The following is a 26,559-nucleotide window of genomic DNA, read 5'->3' as shown; positions in this document are numbered from 1 at the left end:
GGTGAGCTGCGCTATGGCGAACGCAGCTCGACGAGGGTGATCTGCGGTTCGGCGCCGACCCGGACCGGCGGCCCCCAGAAGCCGGCGCCGTTGGTGACGTACACCTTGGTGCCGTCGACCTCGCCGAGGCCGGAGACCACCGGCTGCTGGAGCTTGACCAGCAGGTTGAACGGGACGATCTGGCCGCCGTGGGTGTGCCCGGACAGTTGCAGGTCGACGCCGAACTTCGCCGCCTCCACCGCGGCCACCGGCTGGTGGGCGAGGAGGACCACCGGGCGGGACGGGTCCCGGTCGCCCAGCGCGGCGGTGAAGTCGGCCGGCGCGGCCAGCCCGGTGCCGGCGGCCGTGACGTCGTTGACCCCGGCCAGGTCGAGCACGCCGCCGCGGGCCTGGATCTCCCGCCGATCGTTCTGCAGCACCCGCAGCCCCAGCCGGTCCAGCTCCCGCACCCACTCCTCGACGCCGGAGTAGTACTCGTGGTTGCCGGTGACGAAGTAGCTGCCGTGCCGGGAGCGCAGGTCCCGCAGCGGCGCGGCGGCCGCACCGAGCTCGGCCACCGAGCCGTCGACCAGGTCGCCGACGACCGCGACCAGGTCGGCGTCCAGGCGGTTGATCGCGGCCACGATCCGCTCGGTGTGCGCCCGGCCGCGCAGCGGCCCGAGGTGGATGTCGGAGACGGTGGCGATGCGCAGGCCGTCCATGCTCCGGGGCAGCTTGGCCAGCGGGATCTGCACCCGGTCCAGCTGCGGTGGGCCGAGCGCGGTGCGGATGCCGTACCCGGTGAGGCCGGTGGCGGTCAGCCCGGCGAAGATCGCCGCCCCCCGGGCCAGCAGTAGCCGCCGGGACGGGTCGTGGTCGGACTGCCCGACGGCGCCGGCGGCCGGCGGATCGGCCGGGCCGGCCGCGCCGACCAGGGCCGGCTCGGGCGCGGCGGCGGTCGGCTCGGCCGCGGCCACCCGACGGCGCAGCACCAGCCTGGTCACCAGCATCGGCACTTCCAGCGCGACGAGCAGGACCAGCAGGTAGAACATGATCGCGAGCCAGAGGTAGCCGGGCCACGCCAGCCAGTACAGCCCGGCCTGGGTGCCGACCATGGTGGCCGGCACCAGCAGCGCCAGCACGAGCGCGGTGATCCCGCCGACCCGCCGCCAGCGCCCCGGCGCCGTGGTGTCCCGGACCAGCCGCTTCCACAGGTAGAGGTGGATCAGGCCGGTGATCAGCGCCAGGGTCCCCACGAAACCCAGCACTGCGAGCATCTGCGCCTCCCTCAGCCGCCCGCGAAGGGGGGCAGTACGTCGATCGTGGTCCCGGCCGGCAGCGGGGCCTGACGATCGTGGCAGGTCACCCCGTCCACCAGGAAACTCGCCACCCGCAGCACGGCGGCGAGCCGGTCACCGTGCCGCCCGGTCAGTTCGGTGACGAGGTCGTCGAGGGTGCCGCCGGCCGGGACCGTCTCCTCGGTGCGGCCGGCGGCGGCGCGTGCCCCGGCGAAGTAGCGCACGGTCAGCGGCGGCAGCCCGGCGGCGGGCCGGGTCGGGTCGGTCACGGTCAGCCTCCGATGGCCGACATCGGCCGGGCGGGTTGCAGGAACGTCGGGTCGTCGATGCCGTGGCCGGCCCGCTTGCCCCACATCGCGGTCCGCCAGCGGCGGGCCAGTTCGGCGTCGTCCGCCCCGGCCCGCAGCGCCCCGCGCAGGTCGGACTCCTCGGTGGCGAACAGGCACGCGCGGACCTGGCCGTCGGCGGTGAGCCGGGTGCGGTCGCAGTCGCCGCAGAACGGCCGGGTGACGCTGGCGATCACGCCCACCCGGGCCGGGCCGCCGTCGACCAGCCAGGTCTCGGCCGGCGCCGCGCCCCGCTCGGCCGGGTCGGGTCGCAGGTCGAAGGTGGTACGCAGGGCGGCGAGGATCTCCTCGGCGGTGACCATGGCGGCCCGGTCCCAGCCGTGCTGCGCGTCCAGCGGCATCTGCTCGATGAACCGCAGCTCGTAGCCGTGGTCGAGGGCGAAGCGGAGCAGCGCCGGCGCCTCGTCGTCGTTCACGCCCCGCATCAGCACCGTGTTGACCTTGACCGGGGTGAGCCCGGCCGCGGTGGCGCCGGCCAGGCCGGCCAGTACGTCGGCGAGCCGGTCGCGGCGGGTCAGCCGGGTGAACCGGTCCGCGTCCAGGGTGTCCAGCGAGACGTTCACCCGGTCGAGCCCGGCGGCGCGCAGCGTGGGGGCGAGCCGGGCCAACCCGATGCCGTTGGTGGTCAGCGAGATCCGGGGGCGCGGTTCGAGCGCCGCCACCTCGGCGACGATGCCCACCAGCCCGGGTCGGATCAGCGGCTCGCCGCCGGTGAAGCGCACCTCGGTGACGCCGAGGTCGCGGACCGCGACCCGGACCAGCCGGACGATCTCCGCGTCGGTGAGCAGTTGCGGCCCGGCGAGCCAGGGCAGGCCCTCGGCCGGCATGCAGTACGTGCAGCGCAGGTTGCACTTGTCGGTCAGCGAGACGCGGAGGTCGCGGGCGACGCGGCCGTACCGGTCGACGAGGGGGCCGTCGGTCGGCTGGGCGGCGGTCATCCGTCGACGGTAGCGCGTGTGAGCCCGCCGAGGGCGGCCCGGGCGGCCCGGCCGACCGCATCGCGGTACGCGGCGCCGAACAGGGCGGTGTGTACCAGCAGCAGGTGGAGCTGGTGCAGCGGCACCCGGTCCCGCCATCCGTCGGCCGGCGGCCACGCCTCGGCGTACGCGGCGAGGATCCGGTCGAGGTGCGGCGCGCCGCCGAAGAGGGCGAGCTGGGCCAGGTCGGTCTCCCGGTGCCCGCCGTGCGCCGCCGGGTCGACCAGCCAGGCCCGGTCGTCGGCGCCCCAGAGCACGTTGCCCGGCCACAGGTCGCCGTGGACGCGGGCCGGCGGTTCGTCGCCGCCGAACTCCCCGATCCGGTCGACGACCTCCTCGACCAGGGCGACCTCGGCGCCGCTCAGCGCCCCGCCGTCGACCGAGCGGCGCAGGTAGGGCAGCAGCCGGCAGCGGGCGAACCAGCTCGACCAGGGGCCGGGGTCGGGCGTGTTGTCCGCCGGGAGCGCGCCGATGAACCCGGGCCAGTCGGCCCCGAAGGCCGGCGCGCCGGCCCGGTGCAGCCCGGCCAGCTCCCGGCCGAACCGCTCGGCCGCCTCGGCGGTCGGCTCGCCGGGCTCGACCCACTCCAGCGCCAGCAGCTCGGGCAGCGCCACCAGCACCTCCGGTACGGCCACCGCGTCGGCCTCGCGCAGCCAGCGCAGACCGGCCGCCTCGGTGGCGAAGAAGCCCTCCGGCACCGGCCGCCCGGCCCGCTCCGGCCAGGTCTTGGCGAAGATCGAGTGGCCGTCGTCCAGGGTCAACCGGGAGGCGGCACAGATGTCGCCCCCGGCCACCGGGGTCTCCCGGATCCGCTGGTGGGTCAGGAAGGTCGGCAGGTGGGACGGGTGCGCCCGCAGGTACGCGAGGTCCATGACGGCACGGTAGTCGCTCGCCGCCGCCGTCGCGCCCACCCCGCCCCGGCCGGCTCGCCGGCGTGGTCGCGGCGGCCCGTGGGCACGGCCGGGGGCGGGGCGGCGGGTCACGGCGGTGGCACCGGACGAGCCGCCGTGCTCCTGGGGAGATCGGCGGCCGCTTCGTGGTGGCCGGGGGCGCCGTGCGGGCAGCCCGGGGTGCCGGTTCCGCTGTGATCGCTCCGGGCGCACCGGCGTGGCGGGTCGCCGCGATCGGCGGATCGGGTTGAGCAGGGAAAACACGGAGCGTAGCTGTGGATGAGCCGCGTGTCGTCCACAGGGGCTGCCGCCCCGGGTGGCCGGCCCGCAGGCTGCGGACATGACCTCGACCGATCGCCCCCGGCTCGCCGTCCGTTCCCCCGCCGACCTGATCGCCGCCGTGCCGTACCTGCTCGGCTTCCATCCCGCCGACAGCGTGGTCGTGGTGGCCATGCGCGGTCGACGGATCACCTTCGCCGCCCGGGCCGACCTGCCCGAGCCGGCGAGCGAGGCGGATCCGCCGGCCCGGCACCTCGCCGAGGTGATCGCCCGCCAGCACGCCGACTCGGCCACCGTGATCGGGTACGGCCCGGCGGCCCGGGTCACCCCGGCCGTCGACGCGGTGCGTGCCGCGCTGGCCGGGGCCGGGCTGGCCGTGCTCGACGCGCTGCGGGTCACCGACGGGCGGTGGTGGTCGTACCTCTGCACCGAGCCGGAGTGCTGCCCGCCCGACGGCTCCCCGTACGACCCGGGGGCGAGCGCGGTGCCCGCCGCCGCGGTGGTCGCCGGCCAGGTCGCCCTGCCCGACCGGGCCGCCCTGGTGGCGCAGGTGGCCCCGGTCGGTGGCCCGGTCCGGGTGGCGATGCGCCGGGCCACCGACCGGGCCGAGCGGCGGCTGACCGACCTGCTCGACCAGGCGCCCCCGGCGGACCTGCTCGGCGGCCGGTCGCTGCGCGCGGCCGGCGTGGCGGCTGTCCGGGCGGCGCTGCGCCGGCACCGTCGCGGCGAGCGGCTCACCGACGACGAGGTGGCCTGGCTGAGCCTGCTCCTGACCCACCTGCCGGTACGCGACCACGCCTGGGACCGCACCGACGGCCGCGACGCGGACATCGCCCTCTGGACCGACGTGCTGCGCCGGGCCGAGCCGGAGCTGACCGCCGCACCGGCCAGCCTGCTCGCGTTCGCCGCGTGGCGGGCCGGGCAGGGGGCGCTGGCCGCGGTCGCGCTGGAGCGGGCGCTGACCGAGCACCCCGACTACACCCTCGCGGCGCTCCTGGACGACCTGCTCCGCCGGGGCGTACCGCCGTCGGAGCTGGACGGTTGGCCGGCGGTGGGCGAGCCCGGGGTGGTGCGCCGACGCGAGCGGCGACGTGGCCGCCGGCGCTAACGTCACCGGCCGGGTGGGACCGGCCGCTGGCGCGGGTGGGCGGTCGCCCGGTGCCGGTCGAGGATCGCCCGCGCCCGGGTGCGGCCAGCGGTCGCGACGCCGGTCACCGACGATCGCTTCCGTCGGCCTGCGGGTAGCGGGCGCCGTTGACCGTGACCCGCAGCGCGTACACGCTGATCCCGGCGGTGAGGAAGAGGTGGTTGCGCTTCGGCCCGCCGAAGGTGAGGTTGGCGACGCTCTCCGGCAGCAGCAGCTTGCCGATGAGGGTGCCGTCGGGGTCGAAGCAGTGCACGCCGTCCCAGGCGGCGGCCCAGACCCGGCCGGCGTCGTCCAACCGGAGACCGTCGAAGCGGCCGTTGTCGCATTCGGCGAAGATCTCCCCGCCGGTCAGCGTGCCGTCGGCGGTGACGTCGAAGACGCGGATGTGGCTTGGTTCCTGCCGGGTGTCCGCGATGAAGAGCCGCTGCTCGTCCGGGGAGAAGGCCAGGCCGTTGGGCCGGCAGAAGTCCTCGGCGACGACCCGCAGCTCACCGGTGGCCGGGTCGAGCCGGAGCACGTAGCAGGCGCCCCCGAACTCGCTGTCGCCCTTGTTGCCCTCGTAGTCGCTGACGATGCCGTAGCTCGGGTCGGTGAACCAGATCGTGCCGTCCGCGCGGACGACCACGTCGTTGGGGCTGTTCAGCCGCTTGCCCTGATAGCGGTCGGCCAGCACGGTGACGGTGCCGTCGTGCTCCGTGCGGGTGACCCGTCGGTTGCCCTGCTCGCAGGTGATCAGGCGGCCCTGCCGGTCGACGGTGTTGCCGTTGGCGTAACCGGAGCCGTGCCGGAAGACGCCCACGGCGCCGGTGGTCTCGTCCCAGCGCAGCAGCCGGTCGTTGGGGATGTCGCTCCACACCAGGTAGCGCCCGGCCGGGAAGTACGCCGGGCCCTCGGTCTTGCGTGAGCCGGTGTGGATGCGTTCGAGCACGAAGTCGCCGTTGATGTACTGGAAGCGCTCGTCGAGCACCTGGAACTGGGCGGGGATGGTCTCGACCATCGAGGGGCTCCTCACCGTGACCTGATGGTGTTCGGGAAAACGCTAGCACCATCGAACATGGTATGGTCAACCTACGTTTTGACTGACTCATGTTCTAGAGATTGGGGCGCGGTGGACGACACGGACCGGGCGCTGCTGGCGGAGTTGCAGTCCGACGCCACGCAGGCGTACTCGGCCCTCGGCAGGGCGGTGGGACTGTCGGCGGGATCGGCTCACGAGCGGGTGCGCAAGTTGCGCGAACGCGGGGTCATCCGCCGGACCACCATCGACGTCGATCCAGCTGCCGTCGGGCGCGGCGTGCTCGCCTTCGTCATGTTGCAGTCCAACGCCTGGATGGGCGACCCGCCGACCCGGGACGCTCTCGCGGCCATCCCGGAGATCCAGGAGGCGCACATCGTCGCCGGGTCCTCATCGCTGCTCGTGAAGATCCGCACCCCGACCACGGAGCAACTGCAAGCTGTGCTGCGCCGCGTATTCGACATCGACGGTGTCACCGGCACCGAGACCATCGTGGTGCTCGAGACGTTCTTCGAGCGACCGCTGAACGTCACCGATCCGGACCCGGCCCGGTAGGGGATCACCCGTCGACTTGGCCAGCGGCGCTAGCCCCGCGTGAGGTCGGCGACGAACGTGCGCCAGGCCGCGGGCGAGAAGGTCAGGGTGCCGCCGTCGCGGTCCTTCGTGTCGCGGACGAGGACGACCCCGGGCAAGTTGTCGGCGACCTCACGCACGCGTCGCCGTTCGAACTGCTGCGGGTGCTGGTGCGCCATTGTGCACCGGTCAGGGCATCCATGCTCGTGCCCTCAAGAGATCGATGGTCTGGTCTCGCGGAAGTGCAACCGACCTGACGGTATCCCAGACGGAGGCCGGTGGTGAGCTTGACCATCGGCAGCACGATCCGGGTGCCCGAGGACTCCTACCGCTTCGGCACCGGGCCGCTCACGCTGCATGTCACCGAGATCCTCAGCCGCGGACCGTTCGAGGGGCACGTCTGGGCGGAGGTGCGCGGGCACGACGTACGCGAGGACGGCTCGCTCGCCGTCCGTGCGCGCTTCGCCTTCGTCCGGGTCGACCGGGTGCGCGTCGTACGCGTGGTGAGCCTGTGAGCCGCCGGTCCCGTGACCACCTGCCCACCCGGCCGACCTGGCGCTGCCAGGCGTGCGGGATCGCCTGGCCGTGTTCGGTGGCCAAGCTGCGCCTGCTCGCCGAGTACCGGACGGACCGGGCGGCCCTGCTGGTCTACCTGGCCACGCTCCAGGCCGAGGCGGCCGTGGAGCTCACCGGGCTGGACCACGCCCCGCCACCGGTCGCGCTGGCCGAGCGCTTCACCACCTGGGCGCGCCCGCGCGGATGACCGTTGTCGGTCCGGGGGCACGCCGATGTGGTCCGGGTGCGTCCGCTCACCGGTGACCACGGGTCCGCCTCGCGGTACCTCGACCGGGTGAGTCGCCCGCCGTACCGCGTCGCGGCCGGTGCCGGCGCCGGGAGAATCGGCGGGTCCAGGGCCCGGGCCAGGGTGGACGCGGCCCCGACAGATGAGGAGCGGCGGTTGACCATGCCGATCCCCGCGTTCCAGGTCCAACGGTGGGTGAACTCGCCGCCGCTGACGCCGGAGGCGTTGCGCGGCCGGGTGGTGCTGATCGACGTCTGGGAGTACACCTGCGTCAACTGGATCCGCACCTCCCCGTACGTCAAGGCGTGGCACCGCGACTACGCCGAGTCGGGCCTGACCGTCATCGGCCTGCACGCGCCGGAGTTCGAGTTCGGCCGGCACGCCGAGAACATCGACCAGGGCATCCGGGACCACGAGCTGACCTACCCGATCGCGCTGGACAACGACTTCCGGGTCTGGGCGGGTCTCGGCAACATCGCCTGGCCGGCGAGGTACCTCTTCGACGCGGACGGGGATCTCGCCGACCGGTGGATCGGGGAGGGCGACTACGACCGCACCGAGGCGGAGATCCGCCGGCTCCTCCTCGCCACGGTGTCCGAGGCCGACCTGCCCCCGGTCACCCCCGAAGCGGCGGCCTTCGCCGCGACCACGCCACCGACGTACGCCAACCTCACCGAGGAGACGTACGTCGGCACCGACCGTCGGGTGCCGGGCAGCTTCACCCTCACCGGCGACTGGCGGGACAGCGGCGAGTACGTCGAACTCGCCGGCGGCACCGGTGAACTCGCCCTGCCCTTCAACGCCGGCGAGGTGAACCTCGTCGTCGACCCCGGACCGGACCGGCCGGTCGCGGTGAACGTGCTGCTCGACGGGCAGCCGATCGGTGCCGAGCGCGGCGCCGACGTCGGCCCGGACGCGGTGGCCCAGGTCGACCGGGCGGCCATGATCCGCCTCGTCACCGGCGCGTCCCGGGACGACCACCTGCTGACCCTGGTGACCGACCGACCCGGCTTCCGCGCGTACGCCTTCACCTTCGGCCCCTGAGCGACCGGGCCCTGCCTGCCGGCCCGTGCCGGCGGCGGAGGCACCTGCCGAGCACCGCGTTCGCCGGCACCTCGTGCAACGAACCGGCGTGGCGCTCGTCATCGCGATCGGCTGAGCTGGCCCGGTGACAACCATCCGGCGGGCGCCGTCGTGGTGGAGGGTATGAGCATGCGAGGCGGTCGGCGGTGAACGCCGATCCCATGGACGCACCAGAGGCTGTCGAGCTGTCTGGTGCGCAGCCGCGCGTTCAGGCCGGGTCGTCGCGGAGCCGAGACGAGCAGTTCGAGGAGTTCGTGGCCTACGTCGGGCCGTATCTCCTGCGGGTCGCGCTGCTGCTCTCCGGCGACCTCAATCGCGCCGAGGACCTGCTGCAGACCACGTTCGAACGCACCTACCGGTCCTGGGATCGCGCCCTCAGCACCGATCCCCGGGCGTATGCCCGCAGGATTCTGGTGAACCTGCGGATCGACCGCTGGCGCGGCGTCCGCCGGGAGGTGCTCACCTCCCCGGACACGCTGCCCCAGCGCACCACGGCGAGCCACGCCGACGCCGTGGACGGACGCAACGATGTCGTGCGCGCCCTGGCGGCGCTCCCCACAGCTCAGCGACGCGTGGTGGTGCTGCGTCACCTGCTCGACCTCACCGAATCCGAGACCGCCCGGGAACTGGACATCTCGGTCGGCACCGTCAAATCCCACAACGCCCGGGCCCTGGCCCGGTTGCGCACCCTGCTCACGGAAGGGCAGCAGTGATGGACCCCACCCGCGAGCCGCGGTCCGCGTCGGCCGAGCCGACCGCCCCGAGTGGCGCCCTGTCCGACGACGCCGTCGTGGCCCACCTTCGCGCCCGTGCCCCGGGCCTGCAGACCTCCCGGTACGACGCGCGTACCGTCACCTCCCGCGCGCGCGGTGCGCTACGCCGCCGGCGGCTTCGGAACTCCAAGATGGCTCTGGCCGGCGCGGCGGCCGCCTACCTGATGCTCGCGCTCGCCGGGCCGCTGCCCGTGCCGGGCGCCGGCACCGTGAGCGTCCCCGGGAGTAGTGCCATCCAGGCTCTGGCGGGAGAGTTCTTCCGGGTCGGCCCGCCAGGGCCCAGCCGTCGTCAGGCAGACGTGGACAGCCTCGAAACGGAGGTGCTGCCCGTGGTCGAGGACCTCAAGGTGTCCTTGTACCTCCTGGAGAGTGGGCCGTGCCGCATCCTGGAGTATCCCCGTGGCAACTACCGGGACGGCGATCCGGAGTGTGCGGACCTCGTGCCGTTCGACGCCGCGGCCCGGGCGGACTTCGACGAGGTGACAGCCGCGGTCGAGCGGTCCGGTGTGGCGATCGAGCGGATCTTCCGCGTCGGCGATGCGGTCGGCTTCCAGCTTCCGGACAACTCCTGGCGGTACAACTGGGAGTACGTGCACCTGCCTGGCGTCAGCTCGCCACCACCCCTGACGGGGCGCCCGATCGAGGAACGGTGGACGCACATCCACGGCGACTGGTGGTTGCACCGCGTCTACGACGACTGATCGCTACCGGCTGCGCCGGACGGCCCGTACGCCGAACGTGATCGCGCCGACGACCAGCACGACGCCCAGGAGCTGGAGGCCGGGCGAGTCGTCGGCCTCCCCGAGCACGACACCGGCGACGCCGAGCGCGACGCCGAGGAGGGCGACGACGGCGAGGACGTACTTCATGGGTTCTCCCTTCGGCGGCGGCGAGCCCGCCGCTCATTCCGACCGCACGCGCTCATTCGTCGACCCACTCGAGCAGATCACCGGGCTGGCAGTCGAGCACCCGGCACATGGCCTCCAGCGTGCTGAACCGGACCGCCTTGGCGCGGCCGTTCTTCAGCACCGCGACGTTCGCCGGGGTGAGCCCGACCCGCTCGGCGAACTCGCCGACGCTCATCTTGCGCTTGGCCAGCTCGACGTCGATGCGGACGACGATGGGCATCAGATCACCCCTTCCATGTCGGTGCGCAGCGTGGTGGCCTGGCGCAGCAGCGCCCGCATGACCACCATCAACAGCCCCAGCACGGCGACACCGGTGACCATCAGGAACAGCAGCAGGGGCAGCCCGGGGTCGTCCGCGTTGATGCCGACGTAGAGGAACACACCGACGAGCACCACCCAGGCGGCGGCGACGGCCCACACGATTGCGTCCACCCACACCAGCGAGGCCGGACTGAAGATGCGGTCGTGCTTGACCATGGTGAGCAGCTGCCAGGTGGACACGATCACCACCTGGGCGCAGAGCACCCAGAAGACCGCGAGGGCGGTCAGCGGCCACCGCAGGTAGGCCTGGTCCGGCGACTCCTCGGCCATGTGCGCGAACTGCCCAGGGAGCGAGAAGGTCTGCAGCACGACCAGGATCCCGAACAACAACACGAGGAAGACCCGGAGAGGGGCCACCGCCCGATGCTCTGTGATCATGCATCGACTATCACTCGTTACCTATCGATTGTCAATAGGTTCCGGGGTTTGTGGTGGAGGTGCTGGCAGCACCGCGCGCGGTACGCCCGACTCGTCCCCGGGGGTGTCGATCGTCCGGTGCACCTGCACAATGATCAGGTGCCCGCTCTGCTCCTCTGTCCGTCATGAGCATCGGACTGCTGCTCGCGCTCGTCGGGCTGGCGCTGGTCGACAGCACCAGCATCGGCACCCTCTTCATCCCGGTGTGGCTGCTGCTCACGCCCGGGCGGGTCGACGCCCGGCGGATCCTGGTCTACCTCGGCACGATCGCCGGCTTCTACCTCGCGGTCGGCCTGCTGCTGGTCTGGGGCGGCAGCCGACTGGCCGACGCGCTCGGCGGCGCGCTGGACAACCGGCCGGTGCTCTGGGGTCAGCTCGTCCTCGGCGTCGGGTTGTTCGCGCTCAGCTTCCGCTACGACGGCAAGCGCAACCGGCCGGGCGGCGGTGCGGTGCTGCGCTGGCGGGACCGGGCCACCTCCGGTGACTCCTCGGTCCGCTGGCTGGTCGGGCTGGCCCTGCTCGCCGCGCTGGCCGAGGTGGCGACGATGCTGCCGTACCTCGGTGCGCTGGGCCTGCTGACCACCTCCGGGCTGGGCGCGGCGGCCGTGGTGGCGCTGCTCGCCGGCTACTGCCTGGTGATGGTGCTGCCGGCGGCGCTGCTGCTGGCCGCCCGGATGGCCTGGCCGGCCTGAATCGAGCCGCTGCTGGCCCGGCTGAACGCGTGGATCGTCCGGACCTCCGGCAGCGCCATGGGCTGGATCCTCGGCATCGCCGGGTTCCTGCTGGCCCGCGACGCCGCCGCCCGGCTGGAGCTGTTCGGCCGGTTCGTCGACCGCTGACCGGCACCGGCCCGCTCAGACCGTTACCCGGTGCGGGTGGGCGTAGACGTTCATGGTGCGCCCGCGCAGGAAGCCGACCAGGGTCAGCCCGGCCTCCTGCGCCAGGTCGGCGGCGAGGGTGCTCGGCGCGGAGACCGCCGCGAGCACCGGCACCCCGGCCATCCACGCCTTCTGGGTCAGCTCGAAGCTCGCCCGCCCGGAGACCAGCAGCACGTGCCCGGCCAGCGGCAGCCGCCGTTCCCGGACGGCCCAGCCGACCACCTTGTCCACCGCGTTGTGCCGGCCCACGTCCTCGCGCAGCGCCACCAGCTCGCCGTCGGCGGTGAACAGGCCGGCCGCGTGCAGCCCGCCGGTGTGGTCGAAGCCCTTCTGCGCCGCCCGCAACCGGTCCGGCAGTTCCGCCAGGACCGCCGCGGGCACGCCGACCGGGTCGTCCGCCACCGCGAAGACCGACCGGGTACGCACCGCGTCGATGCTCGCCTTGCCGCACACCCCGCAGGAGCTGGTGGTGTAGAAGTTCCGGGCCGGGTCGGTGGTCGGCTCCGGCACGCCGGGCGCCAGCACCACGTCCACCACGTTGTACGTGTTGGGCGTCTCCGCGCCGGCGCAGAGCTGCGCGGTGTGCACGTCGTCCGCCGACCGGATCAGCCCCTCGGTCAGCAGGAAGCCGATCGCCAGGTCCAGATCGTCGCCGGGGGTACGCATGGTGACCGCGAGCGGCCGCCGGCGCCCCGGACCGGCCGGACCGACCCGAATCTCCAGCGGCTCCTCGACGCTCAGGCTGTCCCGCCGGCGGACGGCCGCGCGCCCGTCGGTCGCCGCGTCGAGGTCGATCCGGAGCACGCTCCGCCGGTCAGTCGCCCGTCCCATCCCGCCATCCTGCCCCGCCCGCCGAGCGGCCCGCAGGGCTACCGTGGCCGGGTGAGGGCGTACGCGGCGGTGGTGCTCGCGGGCGGCGCCGCGCGCCGGATGGGCGGGGTGGACAAACCGGCCCGCCCGGTCGGCGGCCGCCCGATGCGGGACCGGGTGCTGGCCGCCGTCGCCGACGCCCACCCCCGCGTCCTGGTGGGGCCGGCCGGACCGGTGCCCGAGGGGGTGCTGGTCACCCGGGAGCAGCCGCCCGGTGGCGGGCCGGTGGCCGCCACAGCCGCCGGGCTGGCCCTGCTCGACCCGGACGTCCCGGTCGTCGCGCTGCTCGCCGGCGACCTGCCGCTGCTCACCGGCGAGGCGATCGGCCACCTGCTGCGCCACCTCGACGCCGAACCCCTGCCAGGCGACCCCGCCGCGGGGGCGACCACCGGCGTTCGGCCCGGTATCGAGCCGGACGGGGCCTGCTTCGTGGACGCCGACGGGCGGCGGCAGACCCTCTGCGGGGTGTGGCGGGTGCCGCCGCTGCGGGCTGCCGTCGACCGGCTGGCCGCCGGGCGGGGGCTGGCCGGGGCCCCGATCCGCACCCTGCTGGCCGGGCTGACCGTCCGCGAGGTGCCGTGGCCCGGTGCCGGCCCGCCACCGTGGTTCGACTGCGACACTGACTCGGACGTACGCCGGGCGGAGGAGTGGGTGCGATGACGGTGATGGACGACTGGGTCACGGCGGCCTGCGCCGAACTCGGTCTGGACCCGGCCCAGGTGCCGGTGCCGGCCGTGCTCGACCTGGCCAAGGAGGTGGCCCACCAGGTGCTGCGACCGGGCGCCCCGGTCACCGCGTACCTGCTCGGGCTGGCCGTGGGACGTGGCGCGGACCCGGCCGACGCGGCGGCCCGGCTCGGCGCGCTGGCCGGCACCTGGCCGGTCGAACTCGGCGCCGACCGCCCGGACGACACCCCGGCCTGACCGCCCACCCGCCGCCGCTGTCCGATCCCGGTCGGGGCTGATTCGGCCTCCCGGCGTCGTGGGTAGGGTGACCCGTGACGGACGGAGGCGATCATGACGGCTGACCACCCCTCGGCGCCGACCGGTGGCCCGCCCGGCGGGCTGCCGGAGCACCACGAGTCGATCCTGCTCGACGAGCCGAGCACGGCCGACCTGCGGGCGAAGGTGACCCAGGCGTGGCAGGAGTTCGCCCGGGCGCTGGCCGACCGGCTGGCCGCGCTGCCGGCCGGGGCGCACCTGGAGGTGACCCTCGACCCGACCGCCTCCGGCACCGGCGACGCCATCTACTCGGTCAGCGTCGACGCCGGCGCGGAGGGGGCGCTCGCCGCCCGGGCGGTCGGCAACGCCAGCCTGCCGCAGGGCTACCGCCTGGACCGCAGCGCGGTGGCGGACATGATCGCGCTGGGCTGGTCGCCGCCGGGCGTGGTGGAGGGCTCCGGCGAGTACTTCGGGCTGGACTCCTCGACCGCGGACGCCGCGCGGCTGTCCGCGCTGCTCTCCCGCACCCTGCGCGACGTCTACGGCGCCCCGCACCCCGCCTTCCTGGTCTACCTGGTGCACGACGCGGAGGGCGAGCCGCTGCCGGTCGAGCCGCTCGGCACCGCGCGCAGCGAGTTCGGACCGGACCGGGACGTCGAGGCGGACCTGGACGAGGCGCTGGCGGCCGCGGCCGCCGCGAGCCAGTCCGGCGAGAGCGACGTGCTGGCCCTGGCCGAGCGGGTCCGCACGGTCGTGTCGACCATGCTGAAGTCGGATTCCGACCGGCTCCAGGTCGACTCGGACGGCGACATCAACATCCGGGCCGGCTCCGCGATGGTCTTCGTCCGGGTGCGCGACAACCCGCCCCTGGTCGACGTCTTCTCCCCGGTGCTCACCGAGGTCGAGCCGACCGAGCGGCTCTACGTCAAGCTCTCCGAACTGACCAACCGGATGCCGATCGGCCGGCTGTACTGCGCCGACGACACCGTCTGGGCGTCCATCCCGGTGTTCGGCCGCAACTTCCAGCCGACCCACCTGATGCTCGCCGTGCAGGTGATGACCGGCCTCGCCGACGAGCTGGACGACCGGCTGCACGGCGAGTTCGGTGGCAAGCGCTTCTTCGGCGAGGGCGACAAGCCGGTCAAGCGCGACGAGGGCGAGCACCGCACCGGCATGTACCTCTGACACCCCTGGGTGGGACCCGGATTCCCCGAGAACCGGGCCCCACCCGTGGGGAGGGCGGTCAGGTCGAGGGGAGCCAGGCGAGGCTCCGCGTGGTGGCCGCGTCGGAGGCCCGCAGGCCCGCCTCGGAGACGGTCCAGAGCGTGCCGCCGACCAGCAGCGAGCGGGCCACCATGCCCGCCGCGCCCGGGTGGCGGACCGGGCCGACCGCGGTGATCGTGTCGCCGGTCACCCGGAGCAGGCGGACGTGGTCGTCGACCGGAAGGGCGACCAGGCCGCTGTCGGGGTGGTACAGGAAGGCGTGCGGGTCGAACTCCGCCGAGGAGTACGCGCCGGGCACGTGGTACTGGTCGAGCCGGGTCGGTCGGGCCGGGTCCCGGACGTCGAAGAGCGAGACCTGGAGCCCCTGCGTCCGTCCCCGGCGGTCGGCCTCCTGCCCCACGCCGAGCAGCCGCCCGTCGGGCAGTGGGTGCAGGTACGCCGAGTAGCCGGTGATCTTCAGCTCGCCGGTCACCCGGGGTGCGGTCGGTTCGGTCAGGTCGAGCGAGTAGAGCGGGTCGGTCTGCCGGAAGGTGACCACGTAGCCCACCTGGCCGAGGAAGCGCACCGAGTAGATCCGCTCCCCCCGGCCCAGGCCGGTGACCGCGCCGACCGGGGCCAACGTGCCGCCATCGCGGCGCAGCACGCGTACGGCGGACTCCGACCGGGCGCGGCCGGCCCGGCCGTCCTCGACGGTGGTGGCGACCCGCAGGTGCCCCTGCCACTCCGACAGCGCGTACTGGTTGATGAGCCAGCCGGGTACCGAGCCGGTGGCCAGGTACCGGGGGCGGCCCGGAGCGGCGGTGTCGAACTGGTGGATCTCGGTGACCTGCTCGGGCATCGCCCGGCCCCAACGGGGTGAGCCGGGCCGGTCCGGCGGCCGCTGCCCGGCGAGGTAGAGGCTCTGCCCGGTGCCGTAGACGGTGTCCGCGTCGGCGGCCACGCTGACCGGGTCGCCGTCGCCGAGCCGGTCGGCGGCCAGGTCGAAGCTGAGCACGGTCAGCGTGGAGGCGCCGGAGAAGCGGTCCGGTCGACTCAGCCGCTCGCAGCCGACCCGGCCGGTGTGCCGGAGCGTGCCGTCGGTCCACTCGTACGCCGGCAGCCAGGTGTCGATCCCGGCCGCCGCGATCACCGCCCGGTTGGTCGCGGTCCGCTGCGCGTCGGTGGCCCGTTCCGCGTACGGGAAGGTGAGCCGGGCGGTCGACCGGATCACCACCCGGGCGGTGCTCCCGGTCAGCCGGGCGTCCGCCAGGTGGCCCTGGATCCGGTAGGTCCCGGTCACCCGGGGCGCACCGGTCAGGTCGACCAGGAGCAGCCGGGCGTCCGTGTCGGGGCGGCCGGCCGGTCGGGTGGCCGCGGTGGCCGGCTGCACGTCCACGCCCGCGGCGAGCACCAGGGCGCGGTCGCCGTGCAGCAGCAGGTTCTGCGCCGACCAGCCGACCGGCGGGGTGGTCCGGGCCAGGTCGAGGCGGCCGGTGACCCGACGGGTGGCCGGGTCGACCACCCGCAGCACGCCGCCGGTGACCGTGACGATCCGCCGGCCGTCGGTCTTGACCAGGTCCGGCTCGTCCGCGTCGGCCTCGTGGTTGTTGGTGCCGGTGTGCTCCGGGGCCGCGGCGCCGGCCTCCCGCGCGCCGGGGGCCGCCTTCGCGTCCGCCCCGGCCGCGTCGAGGGCCACGGCGGTACGCCAGCCGCCGGAAAAGCCCCACGGGCCGACCGAGGCCGACGCGGCGGCGCGCAGCGCGGCGAGCGCCTCGGCGCAGGAGTCGAAGGAGACCAGCCGGAGTGCGGCCGGTGGCGGCGCCGGCGGCGGAACGGGCGTCGGCGCTGGCGCGGAGGTGCTGCCGGCGAGCAGGGCGAGCGCGACCAGCGTGCCGGCCGCGGCGGCGGTGGGAACTCCCCGTTTCATGGCCGGTTCGACGCCGGCCGTCCCGGCCCGGTTCCCGCCCGCCCGTCCGATCTCGCCGCCGCGCTCCGGCCGGAGTGGCCCGTCTCCGGCCGGGAGTGGCCCGTCTCCGGTCGGCGGCGGTGCGTCCTGCGGACCGGCGGGTGGCGCGGAAGGTCAGCCGCCAGAGGGGCCGACGCCGGGGGACTCGACCAGCCGGGACAGCACGATGGTGCTGCGGGTGGAGGTCACGAACGGCTCGGCGCGCAGCCGTTCCAGCGCCGCCTCCAGGTGGGCGATGTCCGCAGCCCGCAGGTGCACCAGCGCGTCGGCCTCGCCGGAGACGGTGTACGCCCCGACCACCTCCGGGTGCCGGCGGGCGGCCACGCCGATCTGGGCCGGGGTGGTCCGACCGGCGCAGAACAGCTCGACGAACGCCTCGGTGGTCCAGCCGACGGCGGCCGGGTCGACGACGGCGGTGAATCCCCGGATCACCCCGGCGGCACGCAACCGGTCCACCCGGCGCTTGACCGCCGGGGCGGAGAGTGACACCCGGGTGCCGATGTCCGCGTACGAGGCGCGGGCGTCCGCGACGAGCAACGCAATGATCCGCTGGTCAACCGCATCTATCTGCAACGTTCCGCCTCTGGAATGCAATGGTTGTGGCTGTTACCAAAGTTGTACGGTACCTACTCTTGGTGACCGTGAACCAGCAGCGAGTCCCGCGAAAGCGGACATATCTCATGTGCTCGCCCGAGCACTTCGCGGTCGAGTACGCGATCAACCCGTGGATGGACGTGACCACGCCGGTCGACCCGGAGCTGGCGGTCAAGCAGTGGGATCGGCTGCGCGAGACCCTGGTCGGTCTCGGTCACGAGGTGCACCTGCTCACCGCCGAGCCGGGCCTGCCCGACATGGTGTACGCCGCCAACGGCGCCTTCGTCGTCGACGGGACGGTCTACGGCGCCCAGTTCAAGCACGAGCAGCGGACCGCCGAGGCGGCCGCGCACCGGGCCTTCTACGAGTCGCACGGCTGGCGGTTCATCGCGCCCAGCGAGACCAACGAGGGCGAGGGCGACTTCGCGTACCTGCCGGAGGCGCACGGCGGGCTGATCCTCGCCGGGCACGGCTTCCGTACCGAGCTGCCCGCGCACGCCGAGGCGCAGGAGGCGCTCGGCCGGCCGGTGGTGTCGCTGCGCCTGGTCGACCCGCGCTTCTACCACCTGGACGTGGCGCTGGCCTCGATCGACGACAGCAACATCGTCTACTTCCCGGGCGCCTTCTCCGCGGCCAGCCAGCGGGTGCTCACCCAGCTCTTCCCGGACGCCGTGGTGGCCGATGACGAGGACGCTATGACGTTCGGCCTGAACCTGGTCAGCGACGGCCTGAACGTGGTGCTCAACAGCGAGGCGACCCGGCTCGCCGGCAAGCTCAAGGCCGCCGGCTACAACCCGGTGCCGGTGGAGCTGGCCGAGCTGAAGAAGGGCGGTGGCAGCGTGAAGTGCTGCATCGCCGAGCTGCGTCACTGAGCCGGACCCCACCGGCCGGTACGACCCGGGGCCGGCCTCCCGTTCGGGAGGCCGGCCCCGGGCCGGGTAGCGGGCGGGCCGCTCAGCCGAGCGTGGCCAGCTCGTTGATCAGGATGTTGGAGAGCACCTGACCGTCGTTCTGCACCTCGCGCAGGTACCACTTCTGCTGCGGGGTGCGCGGCTGGTTGAACTGCCAGGTTCCGCGCGGGCTGTCGATCTGGCCGATCTTGCCGAGGGCCAGGTTGACCTGCTGCGGGGTGGGCTCCCCGCCGGCGAACCGGATGGCCTGGTCCAGCACCTGCGCCGCGTCGTACGAGGCCATCGCGTAGGTGGTGGGGGACTGGTTGTGCTTCTTGCGGTACGCGGCGGCGAACCGGCGGTTGGCCGCGTTGTTGATGTCGGCCGAGTAGTTCAGCGCGGTCCGGATGCCCAGCGCGTACTGCTTGGGCTTGATCTCATCGAGCACCGTGCCCTCGGTGAGGAAGCCGGGCGCGTAGATCGTCCCGGTGAAGCCGGCCTGGCGCACCTGCCGGATGAACTCGACCGCCGCCGGCCCGGAGAAGTGGCAGAACAGCGCCGCCGGCTTCCGGTTGAGCGCGGTCCGGATGTCGGCGGCGTAGTCCGACTTGTTCGGGTCCGGCTTCGCCGACGTCCAGACCACCGGGTCCTTGATCCGGGAGTCGGAGGCGCCGAACTCCTCCCGGAAGCCGCGCACCACGTCCCGGCCGCCGACGTCGTCCGGCACGATGATGGCCAGCTTGTCGGTCGGCTTCAGCTCGTCCTTCAGGTAACGGCCGAGGGCCCGGCCCGCCTCGTCCAGCACGTACGACGTACGCCAGATGTAGACGACGCTCTGCAGGCTGGTCGGCGAGGCGTTGGAGCCCACCAGGGGCACCCGGGCCTGCTCGACGGTGTCCCGGATGCCCGCCATGACCTCCGAGTCGACCACGCCGGTGAGGGCGAGCACGCCCTCCTTGAGCAGGTCCTCGACGGCCTTCTTGCCGCTCGCGGGCGAGTCGCCCTCGTCGGCGGTCAGCAGGGTGACCGGGTGGTCGCCGAGGCGCTGTTCGTTGAGGTCGAGGAAGAGCTCGAAACCCCTGACGATCTCGACACCGATCGCCTTGAGGCTGCCGGTTTGCGGCGCGACCAGGCCGATCTTGATCGGGCTTGCGGTGGTGACCGGTTCGCCCTCCGAATCCGAACCACATCCGGCTGCGAATCCGGCGGTACCCAGGGCGGCCAGCAGTTGTAGTGCCCGCCTGCGGTTCATCTGCGACACCGAGTTCCTTCCGGGAGCGTTGCAGCGCTGATCAGCGCCCCCTCGGCGTTCTACCTGCTTGGCGACGCTGCGTCAATGCTTAGTGATCTTCGCGCAAGCTTCGGAAAGCGGTTGTTACCTCGGGCCAGGCCGACGACACCGGGTCGATGAGCCCGAAGTGTTCGCATTCTGGCAGCTCGACGAGGCGGATGTCGCCCCCCGCCGCCCGGCTGGCGGCGACGAAACTCCGGCTCATCGCCACCGGAACCTGCTCATCCAGCGCGCCGTGCACGACTACTGTCCGTGTTCGGAGCGGTACCGCTGACCGCGGGTCGGCGGCCGCGTACCGGTCCGGGAACTCCGCCGGGCCGCCACCGAGCAGCGCGGCCACCGCGCCACCGTCCAGGTCCAGCCGGTACGCCTCGGCCAGGTCGCTGACCGGGGCCAGGGCCAGCACGCCGCCGACGGCGGACGGGACGGTGGCCGCCGCGTACAGCGCCAGGTGGCCGCCGGCCGAGTGGCCGACCAGGATCGGCGCCCCGGCGCCGACGAGGCCGGGCATGGCGTCGGCCGCCAGCCGGGGCAGCGCCGACACGCCCGCCACCACGTCGGAGAGCGTCCCCGGCCAGCCGCCGCCGGGCTGACCGGTCCGCCGGTACTCCAGCTGCGCCACCGGGTGACCCTGCGCGGCCAGCGCGGCGGCCAGCGGACCGGTGTGGCGCCGGTCGTACTCGGCCCGCCAGAAGCCGCCGTGCACCACCACCACGAGCGGCCGGGCCGGCCCGCCGCCGGCCGGGCGGCGCAGGTCGGCGAGCTGGTCGGGGTGCTCGCCGTAGGCGACTGTGTGGTCCGGCGCCGGTGCCGGACGGGTGAGGACGGCGCGGGGGTCGGCGGGCATGGCCAGACGGTAGCGCGCCCGCCCGGGTGGTTCCCGGCCGGCGACCCGGTCCCGGCGAGCACCGGCGGGGTCGGCTGGGTAAAGATGGATCCCATGACCGAAGCGCGCTCTGGACAGAACGACGAACCGGGTCCCGGCGACGCCGGCCACGCCGGCACCGTGGTGGTGGTCGGCCCGGACGGCCGGCCGGTCGGCACCGTGCAGACCGAGGAGGGACAGGGCGAGGACCCGACCCGGCTGGTCGAGCAGCCGGCCAAGGTGATGCGGATCGGCAGCATGATCAAGCAGCTGCTGGAGGAGGTCAAGGCGGCTCCGCTGGACGACGCCAGCCGGAACCGGATGCGGGAGATCCACGAGCGCTCCATCGTCGAGCTCAAGGAGGGCCTCGCCCCCGAGCTGCGCGACGAGCTGGAGCGGATCTCGCTGCCCTTCACCGAGGAGCAGACGCCGAGCGAGGGCGAGCTGCGCATCGCGCACGCCCAGCTGGTCGGCTGGCTGGAGGGCCTGTTCCACGGCATCCAGGCGGCCCTGGTCGCCCAGCAGATGGCGGCCCGGGTCCAGCTGGAGCAGATGCGCTCCGGCCGGCAGGCGCTGCCCAGCGGCCCCGGCGGGATGGTTCCCGGCATGCCCGGGATGGGTCAGCCGCAGGGCAACGACGGGCACAGCACCGGCCAGTACCTCTGACGGCCGCCGACCGGCTCAGCCGACCCCGAAGACCTGCTCCAGGTACGCCGCCACGCCGTCCGCGGAGTTCGCCGAGGTGACCTCGTCGGCGATCTCCAGGACGGCGCGGTGCGCGTTGGCCACCGCCACCCCACGGCCGGCCCAGGTCAGCATCGGCACGTCGTTGGGCATGTCGCCGAAGGCCAGCACGTCCCGGGCGTCGATGCCGAGCCGGGCGCAGTACCAGGCCAGCCCCGCCGCCTTCGTCACCCCGGCCGCGGAGATCTCCACCAGCCCCGAGTACGACGAGTGGGTGGCCTCGGCCAGCCCCTCCAACGCCCCGGCGACCAGCGCCAGGAACGCGTCCGGGTCCTGCTCCCCGGCACGCGCCAGCAGCTTCACCGCCGGGGCGGCGAGCAGCTCCTCGGGCGTCTCGACCGCCCGGATCGCGTCGAGGTCGGCGTCCCAGCGCAGCGGGTAGTGCGCCTCGTGCCGCATCTGCCGGCTGTCCACGATCTCCACCGCGAAGCTCACCCCGGGCACCTCGGCGCGCAGCCGGCGGGCCACCTCGGCGAGCAGCTGCGGATCGAGCGGGTCGGCCCGGAGCACCTCGTCGGCGACCGGGTCGTAGACCACCGCGCCGTTGGCGCAGATCGCCGGCAGCGGCTCGGCGAGCTGGTCGTACACCAGCTCAAGCCAGCGGATGGGACGGCCGGTGACCAGGACTACCGGCGTGCCCCCGGCGGTGATCCGGGCCAGCGCCGCCGCCGTGCGCGGACTCACCGTCCGGTCGTCGGTCAGCAGGGTGCCGTCGATGTCGGTGGCGATCAGCCGGGGTGTCTCTGCCATCAGCGGGACAGTAGCCGATCGAGGTACACCGCCACCCCGTCGTCGTCGTTGCGCAGGGTGATCTCGTCGGCGGCGGACCGGACCGCCGGGTGGGCGTTCGACACCGCCACCCGGGCCCAGCCGGCCCACTCGAACATCGGCAGGTCGTTGGGCATGTCCCCGAAGACCAGCACCTCGGCCGGGTCGACCCCGAGGGTCTGCGCCACCACCGCCAGCCCGGTCGACTTGTCCACCCCGGGCGGGCAGATCTCGACGAAGCCGAGCCCGGCCTGGGTGAGCGTCGCCGCCTCCGGCGGCACGATCCGCCGCGCCCGCGCGAGCAACTCGTCGACGTGGTGGTCGGCGGTCCGGACGAACGCCTTGATCACATCGCCGGAGAGGCATTCCGCGCGGCTGCGCGCCTCGAACGCGTCCTGGTAGGGCCAGCTCGGGTGGTAGTCGCCCCAGAGCGGCGCGTCGTGCTCGTCCGACGCCTCCACCATCACGGTCAGCGGCCCCACCGCCGCCTCCAACTCGGCCAGCAGCCGGGCCAGTACCTCCCCGGCGAGCCGCTCGTCGCGCAGCACCACCGGACCGGCCGGATCGCTCTGGTCCACCACCCGGCCGCCGCCGGCCATCACCAGGAAGTCCGCGGCCCGGATGTCGTTACGGGTCAGCTCGGTCAGCCGGGGGCCGCGGCCGGTCGCGCCGACCACCGGGATCCCGGCGGCCCGCACCCGGTCGAGCACCTGGTGGGTGTACGCGGAGACGGTGTCGTCGCTGCGGACCAGCGTCCCGTCGAGGTCGGTGGCGATCAGCTTGGGCAGTCCCGGGCGGGTCATCGTTCCTCCTTTGCCCGCCGCCGTCGCAGCCAGCCGTCGAGGTCGGCGAAGTGCCTCGACCCTGCCGACGGCGGGCAGCAACCGTACCTCGCGGAACCGGCCGCAACCATGGCTTCCCGGCGAATCGGGTGCCAACGGACGGCACACCCCGGGTGACGTTCCGCGCCCCGTCCCGGCGGGCCGCCGAGGCGGTCGTACGGTTACCGGATGGCAGAACGGGACTGGCCGGCGGCGGAGATCATCGGCACCGAACGGCTGGTGCTGGAGCCGCTCCGGGTCGACCACGCCGCGGAGCTGGCCCCGATCCTCAACGACCCGGTGCTGCACGAGTACATCGGTGGCCGGCCGGCGACCCCCGACGAGCTGCGCGAGCGGTACCGGCGGCAGGTCACCGGGCGCTCACCCGACGGCAGCCAGGGCTGGCTGAACTGGGTGGTCCGGCACCGGGACACCGGGGCGGCGGTCGGCACCGTGCAGGCCACCCTCCGGCTCGACGGCGACCGGCCGGTGGCCGAGCTGGCCTGGGTGATCGCCGCCCCGCAGCAGGGTCGCGGCTACGCCGGCGAGGCCACCGCCGGCATGGTCGGCTGGCTGGAGGGGCACGGCGTACGGGCGCTGCTCGCGCACGTGCACCCCGACCACCGGGCCTCCGCCCGGGTCGCCGAGCGGCTCGGGCTGCGCGCCACCGAGGTGGTGGTGGACGGCGAGATCCGCTGGGCGAAGCCGTGAGCCCGGCGGCCCGCCGGCCGGTCAGATCGGCGGTTCGGGGCGAGCGAACGGGATCGCCGGCCCCACGGTGAGGTCGGCGGGGGGCGGCAGCTCGTCCTCCTCCGCCGCGTGGCTCGAGCGGCGGCGCCGGCCGCGCACCGGCCCGGCGGGCTCCTCGTCCGCCGCGTCGGGCGGCGCCGCGCCGGCCGGGGCCAGTTTGAGCGCCGCGGCGAGCAGCGCGCAGGCGACGAACGCCATCACCAGGCCCCGTCCGTACTCGACCCGGAAGCCGTCCTCGGTCGAGTAGAAGAGGGTGCGCTGGCTGGTGTCGTCGAGCGTGGCGGCCGTCGCGGCCAGCAGGGCGAGCAGCGCCCCGGCCAGGGTCAGTCCGGCGATCCGGGCGTTCGTCCGGACGCCCGGGGTGCCGCGCAGCGCGAGCCCCACCGCGCTGGCCAGCGCCAGCAGCCCGACCAGGTAGCCGACCCCGAAGCCGCCCACGTCGGACACCCCGCCGGGCACCCGGATCGAGGTGTTCCCCTCCGGGCCGCCGTTGGGCAGGGTCATCACCAGCCACTCGCCGAGCAGCGACGCCACGGCGGCCACCGCGCCGAGCGCGGCCAGCAGCGGGGGCAGCCTGCGGTCCGCGGCCAGGCCGGCGAGCAACCGGCCGAACCGGCCTGCCGCCGGGACGGGTTCCGGCGCGCCCCACTCCACGACGGCCGTACCGTCGTCGGACCGGTCTTCCTGTCGTGGGATGGGGAGATCCTGGGACATCGCCGCACCCTTCCGCGTTCGCGGGCCTGAGCCGAATCATGACACAGCCGGCAGGGTGGGACGTGGATCGCGAACGGTCGCAGGGGGCACCGGTTTCGGCTAGCGTCGGTGCATGCCTATCCGTACCGCTTCCGCACGTTGGCAGGGCAACCTCACCGAGGGGTCCGGCACGATCCGCACCGGCAAGGGCGGGCTCGAGGGGAACTACTCCTTCAAGTCGCGTTTCGAGGAGGGTGAGGGCACCAACCCCGAGGAGCTGATCGGCGCCGCGCACGCCGGCTGCTTCTCGATGGCCTTCTCCAAGGCGCTCGCCGACGCCGGCTCGACGCCGACCTCGGTGGAGACCACCGCCAAGGTCCACCTGGACAAGACCGACGCCGGGATGACCGTGACCCGGATCGAGCTGGACACCGTCGGCCAGGTCCCCGGCATCGACGACAGCGAGTTCCAGAAGCTCGCCGAGGCGGCCAAGGCGAACTGCCCGATCTCCCGCCTGCTGTCGCCGGGCGCCGAGATCACCCTCACCGCCCGCCTCACCTCCTGACCTTTTCCGCGAAGAGTGGCCATCCGGCGCCGGATGGCCACTCTTTTCCGGACCCGGCCGATCTTGGCGGTGCCGCGGTGCGCCGCCCGTCGGGCAGAATGGGCGGGTGCCGGTGGAGATGAGCCGCGAACGCTTCGAGGAACTGGTCGGCGACGCCCTCGACGAGGTCCCCGAGGAGCTGCTCGGCCTGATGAGCAACGTGGTCATCCTGGTCGAGGACGACCCGCCGCCCGGTGACGAGGAACTGCTCGGCCTCTACGAGGGGCACGCCCTCACCGAGCGGGGCTGGGACTACGCCGGGGTGCTGCCGGACCGCATCCTGATCTACCGCCACCCGATCCTGCGCATCTGCGACACCGACGACGACGTGATCGACGAGGTCGCGGTGACCGTGGTGCACGAGATTGCCCACCACTTCGGCATCGACGACGAGCGGTTGCACGAGCTGGGCTGGGCCTGAGGGACCGCCGGGACCGGCGGCCGGAGGTCGGCCGGCGGTCCCTGACCGGCCGATACCGCCGGTTGCGGGTCTGACCTACCTTCGCAGGCAGGCATCACGACCTCAGGAGGCATTTCCATGCGCAGCGAGCTGTTCTCGGCGGAGAACCTGGAGAAGGAGTCCGCGCAGCCCGGCATGCGGCTGCAGAACTCCAAGATGTTGAAGATCGAGCTCAACGGTGAGGCGATGGCCCGGGTCGGGTCGATGGTCGCCTACCAGGGGCAGGTGCAGTTCCAGGCGCTCGGCTCGGGCGGGCTCGGCAAGTTCCTCAAGCAGAAGCTCACCGGCGAGGGCGTGCCGCTGATGAAGCTCACCGGCCGCGGTGACGTCTTCCTCGCCGACTTCGCCAAGGACGTGCACGTCATCGACCTCGAACCGGGCGACGCGCTCTCCATCAACGGCTCCAGCGTGCTGGCCTTCGACTCGACCCTCCAGTACGACATCCGGATGGTCCAGGGAGCCGGCATGGCCTCCTCGTCCGGCCTCTTCAACTGCGTCTTCACCGGCCACGGCCGGATCGCCATCACCACCAAGGGCACCCCGGTGGTGCTGAACGTGGACGCGCCCACCTACGTCGACCCGCAGGCGGCGGTCTGCTGGTCGGCCAACCTGCAGACCGGCTACCACCGCGCCGAGCAGCTCGGCCTCGGCACGCTGCTCGGCCGGCGTACCGGCGAGGCGTTCACGATGACCTTCGCCGGTCAGGGCTTCGTGGTGGTGCAGCCGTCCGAGGAGCCGCCGATCATGGGCAGCGGCGCCCAGGAGCAGCAGGGCGGCCTGCTCGGCGGCCTGCTGAGCTGACCCGTCCGGGGCGTCCCGCCGCCACGGTGGGCCGCCCCGCGCCTGGGCCGTGTTTCATAAGAACTGGCCGGCCTGCGGCGGGCCCAGACGACGACCGGCGGCGTCGCGGTTTCGTCCGGATACAACACCGGTATCCGGACGAAACCGCGCCTTGCCGGACCGCCGCCTGGACTCCGCCTCGGCTCGACCGCCCTTATGAAACACGGCCCCTAGCTCAGCTCGCCGGCCCGCAGCCGGGCCAGCCACGCCGCGGCGTCCGCGTAGTCGGTGTCGGAGAGCCCGGCGGGGGCCGGGACCGGCCGCTCACCCGCCGGCCCGGTCCAGCGGTGCCGGGGATACGAGCCGAGGAAGCGCACGTCGGCGCAGACCCGCCGGAGCCCCTGCAACGCCTCGCCGAGCCGGACGTCGGCGACGTGCCCGGTGCAGTCGAGGAAGAAGACGTACCGGCCCAGCGCCTCGCCGGTCGGCCGGGACTCGATGCGGGTCAGGTTGACCCCGCGGACGGCCAGCTCCATCAGCACCGACAGCAGCGCGCCGACCCGGTCGTGGGCGATGTAGACGGCCAGCGAGGTGACGTCGTCACCGGTCGGCGGCGTCGGCGGGCCGGGGCG

34 protein-coding genes and 2 pseudogenes are annotated in these 26,559 nt (G+C 73.9%); 17 read left to right on the top strand and 19 right to left on the bottom strand.

Annotated elements, in window-relative coordinates; all coding sequences use genetic code 11:
* Nucleotides 1-11 precede the first annotated feature (11 nt).
* The 4 genes from DLJ47_RS03610 to DLJ47_RS03595 are packed head-to-tail and all read right to left on the bottom strand — an operon-like array spanning nt 12 to nt 3,473.
* Nucleotides 12-1,256: a metallophosphoesterase gene (locus DLJ47_RS03610; protein WP_109898680.1), complete on the bottom strand. Its 1,245-nt coding sequence runs from the start codon at nt 1,254-1,256 to the stop codon at nt 12-14.
* 11 nt (nt 1,257-1,267) lie between these two features.
* A complete protein-coding gene (locus tag DLJ47_RS03605; RefSeq protein WP_231928440.1) occupies nt 1,268-1,546 on the bottom strand; it encodes a MoaD/ThiS family protein in 279 nt (92 codons plus the stop codon).
* A gap of 2 nt (nt 1,547-1,548) precedes the next feature.
* Complete coding sequence (gene moaA, locus DLJ47_RS03600) at nt 1,549-2,562, bottom strand: GTP 3',8-cyclase MoaA (protein ID WP_109898679.1); 1,014 nt, start codon at nt 2,560-2,562, stop codon at nt 1,549-1,551.
* Complete coding sequence (locus tag DLJ47_RS03595) at nt 2,559-3,473, bottom strand: fructosamine kinase family protein (protein WP_109898705.1); 915 nt, start codon at nt 3,471-3,473, stop codon at nt 2,559-2,561. Before DLJ47_RS03595 ends, moaA begins: the two co-directional genes overlap by 4 nt.
* A gap of 358 nt (nt 3,474-3,831) precedes the next feature.
* On the opposite strand from DLJ47_RS03595, the gene DLJ47_RS03590 reads away from it, so the two are divergent.
* Nucleotides 3,832-4,878 (top strand): DUF4192 domain-containing protein, encoded by a 1,047-nt coding sequence (locus DLJ47_RS03590; protein ID WP_109898704.1) that lies wholly within the window; start codon nt 3,832-3,834, stop codon nt 4,876-4,878.
* Nucleotides 4,879-4,981: 103 nt separating this feature from the next.
* Here the strand turns inward: DLJ47_RS03590 and DLJ47_RS03585 are convergent, their stop codons facing one another.
* On the bottom strand, nt 4,982-5,914 hold the full coding sequence (locus tag DLJ47_RS03585) for an SMP-30/gluconolactonase/LRE family protein (protein ID WP_109898678.1): 933 nt from the start codon (nt 5,912-5,914) through the stop codon (nt 4,982-4,984).
* 111 nt (nt 5,915-6,025) lie between these two features.
* Here DLJ47_RS03585 and DLJ47_RS03580 point away from each other — a divergent pair, with 111 nt between their 5' ends.
* Nucleotides 6,026-6,487, top strand: coding sequence for an Lrp/AsnC family transcriptional regulator (locus DLJ47_RS03580; protein ID WP_396780881.1), 462 nt, complete (start codon nt 6,026-6,028; stop codon nt 6,485-6,487).
* 29 nt (nt 6,488-6,516) lie between these two features.
* Here DLJ47_RS03580 and DLJ47_RS03575 read toward each other — a convergent pair.
* Nucleotides 6,517-6,707: pseudogene (locus tag DLJ47_RS03575) on the bottom strand (DUF397 domain-containing protein).
* Nucleotides 6,695-6,778 (bottom strand): annotated as a pseudogene (locus DLJ47_RS37715) (XRE family transcriptional regulator); the annotation flags it as partial. The pseudogenes DLJ47_RS03575 and DLJ47_RS37715, both read right to left, overlap by 13 nt.
* A gap of 8 nt (nt 6,779-6,786) precedes the next feature.
* On the opposite strand from DLJ47_RS37715, the gene DLJ47_RS03570 reads away from it, so the two are divergent.
* The 5 genes from DLJ47_RS03570 to DLJ47_RS03550 all read left to right on the top strand — a co-directional run bounded on the left by DLJ47_RS03570 (nt 6,787) and on the right by DLJ47_RS03550 (nt 9,864).
* Complete coding sequence (locus DLJ47_RS03570; protein ID WP_088996639.1) at nt 6,787-7,020, top strand: hypothetical protein; 234 nt, start codon at nt 6,787-6,789, stop codon at nt 7,018-7,020.
* Entirely contained in the window at nt 7,017-7,268 is a 252-nt protein-coding gene (locus tag DLJ47_RS03565; RefSeq protein WP_109898675.1) for a flavin reductase, read from the top strand. Before DLJ47_RS03570 ends, DLJ47_RS03565 begins: the two co-directional genes overlap by 4 nt.
* A gap of 201 nt (nt 7,269-7,469) precedes the next feature.
* The gene (locus DLJ47_RS03560; RefSeq protein ID WP_109898703.1) at nt 7,470-8,351 is read left to right on the top strand and encodes a redoxin domain-containing protein; all 882 of its coding nucleotides are present in this window, start codon (nt 7,470-7,472) and stop codon (nt 8,349-8,351) included.
* Between the two features lie 200 nt (nt 8,352-8,551).
* Nucleotides 8,552-9,103: a SigE family RNA polymerase sigma factor gene (locus DLJ47_RS03555; protein ID WP_109898674.1), complete on the top strand. Its 552-nt coding sequence runs from the start codon at nt 8,552-8,554 to the stop codon at nt 9,101-9,103.
* Nucleotides 9,103-9,864: a hypothetical protein gene (locus DLJ47_RS03550; protein ID WP_109898673.1), complete on the top strand. Its 762-nt coding sequence runs from the start codon at nt 9,103-9,105 to the stop codon at nt 9,862-9,864. Before DLJ47_RS03555 ends, DLJ47_RS03550 begins: the two co-directional genes overlap by 1 nt.
* Before the next feature lie 3 nt (nt 9,865-9,867).
* Here DLJ47_RS03550 and DLJ47_RS36125 read toward each other — a convergent pair whose 3' ends face one another.
* From DLJ47_RS36125 to DLJ47_RS03540, 3 genes are read right to left on the bottom strand one after another with little or no spacing between them, the layout of a single operon-like run.
* The gene (locus DLJ47_RS36125; protein ID WP_199235683.1) at nt 9,868-10,032 is read right to left on the bottom strand and encodes a hypothetical protein; all 165 of its coding nucleotides are present in this window, start codon (nt 10,030-10,032) and stop codon (nt 9,868-9,870) included.
* 52 nt (nt 10,033-10,084) lie between these two features.
* Nucleotides 10,085-10,291: a helix-turn-helix domain-containing protein gene (locus DLJ47_RS03545; protein ID WP_026874506.1), complete on the bottom strand. Its 207-nt coding sequence runs from the start codon at nt 10,289-10,291 to the stop codon at nt 10,085-10,087.
* Nucleotides 10,291-10,770: a DUF2975 domain-containing protein gene (locus tag DLJ47_RS03540; protein ID WP_109898672.1), complete on the bottom strand. Its 480-nt coding sequence runs from the start codon at nt 10,768-10,770 to the stop codon at nt 10,291-10,293. The genes DLJ47_RS03545 and DLJ47_RS03540 overlap by 1 nt, the downstream gene beginning before the upstream one ends.
* Nucleotides 10,771-10,934: 164 nt before the next feature.
* On the opposite strand from DLJ47_RS03540, the gene DLJ47_RS03535 reads away from it, so the two are divergent.
* Entirely contained in the window at nt 10,935-11,501 is a 567-nt protein-coding gene (locus DLJ47_RS03535; RefSeq protein WP_233257635.1) for a GAP family protein, read from the top strand.
* A gap of 162 nt (nt 11,502-11,663) precedes the next feature.
* Here DLJ47_RS03535 and fdhD read toward each other — a convergent pair whose 3' ends face one another.
* Nucleotides 11,664-12,518 (bottom strand): formate dehydrogenase accessory sulfurtransferase FdhD, encoded by an 855-nt coding sequence (fdhD, locus tag DLJ47_RS03530; protein WP_109898671.1) that lies wholly within the window; start codon nt 12,516-12,518, stop codon nt 11,664-11,666.
* Nucleotides 12,519-12,524: 6 nt separating this feature from the next.
* On the opposite strand from fdhD, the gene mobA reads away from it, so the two are divergent.
* The 3 genes from mobA to DLJ47_RS03515 all read left to right on the top strand — a co-directional run bounded on the left by mobA (nt 12,525) and on the right by DLJ47_RS03515 (nt 14,683).
* Nucleotides 12,525-13,217, top strand: coding sequence for a molybdenum cofactor guanylyltransferase (mobA, locus tag DLJ47_RS03525; RefSeq protein WP_233257639.1), 693 nt, complete (start codon nt 12,525-12,527; stop codon nt 13,215-13,217).
* Nucleotides 13,214-13,480: a DUF6457 domain-containing protein gene (locus DLJ47_RS03520; RefSeq protein ID WP_109898669.1), complete on the top strand. Its 267-nt coding sequence runs from the start codon at nt 13,214-13,216 to the stop codon at nt 13,478-13,480. Before mobA ends, DLJ47_RS03520 begins: the two co-directional genes overlap by 4 nt.
* A gap of 93 nt (nt 13,481-13,573) precedes the next feature.
* Nucleotides 13,574-14,683, top strand: a complete 1,110-nt coding sequence (locus DLJ47_RS03515) for a T3SS (YopN, CesT) and YbjN peptide-binding chaperone 1 (RefSeq protein WP_109898668.1) — start codon at nt 13,574-13,576, stop codon at nt 14,681-14,683.
* Between the two features lie 58 nt (nt 14,684-14,741).
* On the opposite strand, the gene DLJ47_RS03510 is transcribed toward DLJ47_RS03515, so the two are convergent.
* Nucleotides 14,742-16,628, bottom strand: a complete 1,887-nt coding sequence (locus tag DLJ47_RS03510) for a beta-propeller domain-containing protein (RefSeq protein WP_109898667.1) — start codon at nt 16,626-16,628, stop codon at nt 14,742-14,744.
* Nucleotides 16,629-16,781: 153 nt separating this feature from the next.
* Nucleotides 16,782-17,240: an Lrp/AsnC family transcriptional regulator gene (locus DLJ47_RS03505; protein ID WP_088996627.1), complete on the bottom strand. Its 459-nt coding sequence runs from the start codon at nt 17,238-17,240 to the stop codon at nt 16,782-16,784.
* A gap of 59 nt (nt 17,241-17,299) precedes the next feature.
* On the opposite strand from DLJ47_RS03505, the gene ddaH reads away from it, so the two are divergent.
* Entirely contained in the window at nt 17,300-18,133 is an 834-nt protein-coding gene (gene ddaH / locus DLJ47_RS03500; protein WP_342447625.1) for a dimethylargininase, read from the top strand.
* Between the two features lie 82 nt (nt 18,134-18,215).
* Here the strand turns inward: ddaH and DLJ47_RS03495 are convergent, their stop codons facing one another.
* Together DLJ47_RS03495 and DLJ47_RS03490 are read right to left on the bottom strand one after the other, a co-directional pair.
* Nucleotides 18,216-19,412: an ABC transporter substrate-binding protein gene (locus DLJ47_RS03495; RefSeq protein WP_109898665.1), complete on the bottom strand. Its 1,197-nt coding sequence runs from the start codon at nt 19,410-19,412 to the stop codon at nt 18,216-18,218.
* Nucleotides 19,413-19,491: 79 nt separating this feature from the next.
* Nucleotides 19,492-20,289, bottom strand: a complete 798-nt coding sequence (locus DLJ47_RS03490; protein ID WP_109898664.1) for an alpha/beta hydrolase family protein — start codon at nt 20,287-20,289, stop codon at nt 19,492-19,494.
* An 84-nt stretch (nt 20,290-20,373) separates the two neighbouring features.
* Between DLJ47_RS03490 and DLJ47_RS03485 the strand changes: the two genes are divergently transcribed.
* Complete coding sequence (locus DLJ47_RS03485; protein ID WP_109898702.1) at nt 20,374-20,973, top strand: bacterial proteasome activator family protein; 600 nt, start codon at nt 20,374-20,376, stop codon at nt 20,971-20,973.
* Nucleotides 20,974-20,988: 15 nt separating this feature from the next.
* Here DLJ47_RS03485 and DLJ47_RS03480 read toward each other — a convergent pair whose 3' ends face one another.
* Both DLJ47_RS03480 and DLJ47_RS03475 read right to left on the bottom strand, forming a co-directional pair.
* Nucleotides 20,989-21,801 (bottom strand): HAD family hydrolase, encoded by an 813-nt coding sequence (locus tag DLJ47_RS03480; RefSeq protein WP_109898663.1) that lies wholly within the window; start codon nt 21,799-21,801, stop codon nt 20,989-20,991.
* Nucleotides 21,801-22,622: an HAD family hydrolase gene (locus tag DLJ47_RS03475; RefSeq protein WP_109898662.1), complete on the bottom strand. Its 822-nt coding sequence runs from the start codon at nt 22,620-22,622 to the stop codon at nt 21,801-21,803. Before DLJ47_RS03475 ends, DLJ47_RS03480 begins: the two co-directional genes overlap by 1 nt.
* A 207-nt stretch (nt 22,623-22,829) precedes the next feature.
* Between DLJ47_RS03475 and DLJ47_RS03470 the strand changes: the two genes are divergently transcribed.
* Entirely contained in the window at nt 22,830-23,351 is a 522-nt protein-coding gene (locus DLJ47_RS03470; protein WP_109898661.1) for a GNAT family N-acetyltransferase, read from the top strand.
* A 21-nt stretch (nt 23,352-23,372) separates the two neighbouring features.
* On the opposite strand, the gene DLJ47_RS03465 is transcribed toward DLJ47_RS03470, so the two are convergent.
* Entirely contained in the window at nt 23,373-24,104 is a 732-nt protein-coding gene (locus DLJ47_RS03465) for a hypothetical protein (protein ID WP_109898660.1), read from the bottom strand.
* Nucleotides 24,105-24,216: 112 nt separating this feature from the next.
* Here DLJ47_RS03465 and DLJ47_RS03460 point away from each other — a divergent pair, with 112 nt between their 5' ends.
* The 3 genes from DLJ47_RS03460 (at nt 24,217) to DLJ47_RS03450 (ending at nt 25,948) form a co-directional block, all read left to right on the top strand.
* Nucleotides 24,217-24,648 carry an OsmC family protein gene (locus DLJ47_RS03460; RefSeq protein WP_109898659.1) on the top strand — a complete coding sequence of 144 codons (432 nt, stop codon included), beginning with the start codon at nt 24,217-24,219 and terminating at the stop codon, nt 24,646-24,648.
* Nucleotides 24,649-24,760: 112 nt separating this feature from the next.
* On the top strand, nt 24,761-25,108 hold the full coding sequence (locus DLJ47_RS03455; protein WP_172899559.1) for a metallopeptidase family protein: 348 nt from the start codon (nt 24,761-24,763) through the stop codon (nt 25,106-25,108).
* Nucleotides 25,109-25,225: 117 nt separating this feature from the next.
* The gene (locus DLJ47_RS03450; protein WP_088996617.1) at nt 25,226-25,948 is read left to right on the top strand and encodes an AIM24 family protein; all 723 of its coding nucleotides are present in this window, start codon (nt 25,226-25,228) and stop codon (nt 25,946-25,948) included.
* Nucleotides 25,949-26,157: 209 nt separating this feature from the next.
* Here DLJ47_RS03450 and DLJ47_RS03445 read toward each other — a convergent pair.
* A partial coding sequence (locus DLJ47_RS03445) for an ACT domain-containing protein (protein ID WP_146228019.1) occupies nt 26,158-26,559 on the bottom strand: 402 nt, incomplete at its 5' end.

Origin of the sequence: Micromonospora sp. S4605 (genome assembly GCF_003176715.1) — a bacterium.
GTDB lineage: Bacteria > Actinomycetota > Actinomycetes > Mycobacteriales > Micromonosporaceae > Micromonospora > Micromonospora echinaurantiaca.
Note: the sequence above shows the minus strand (reverse complement) of the source record. Positions and strands in the feature narration are given on the sequence as shown.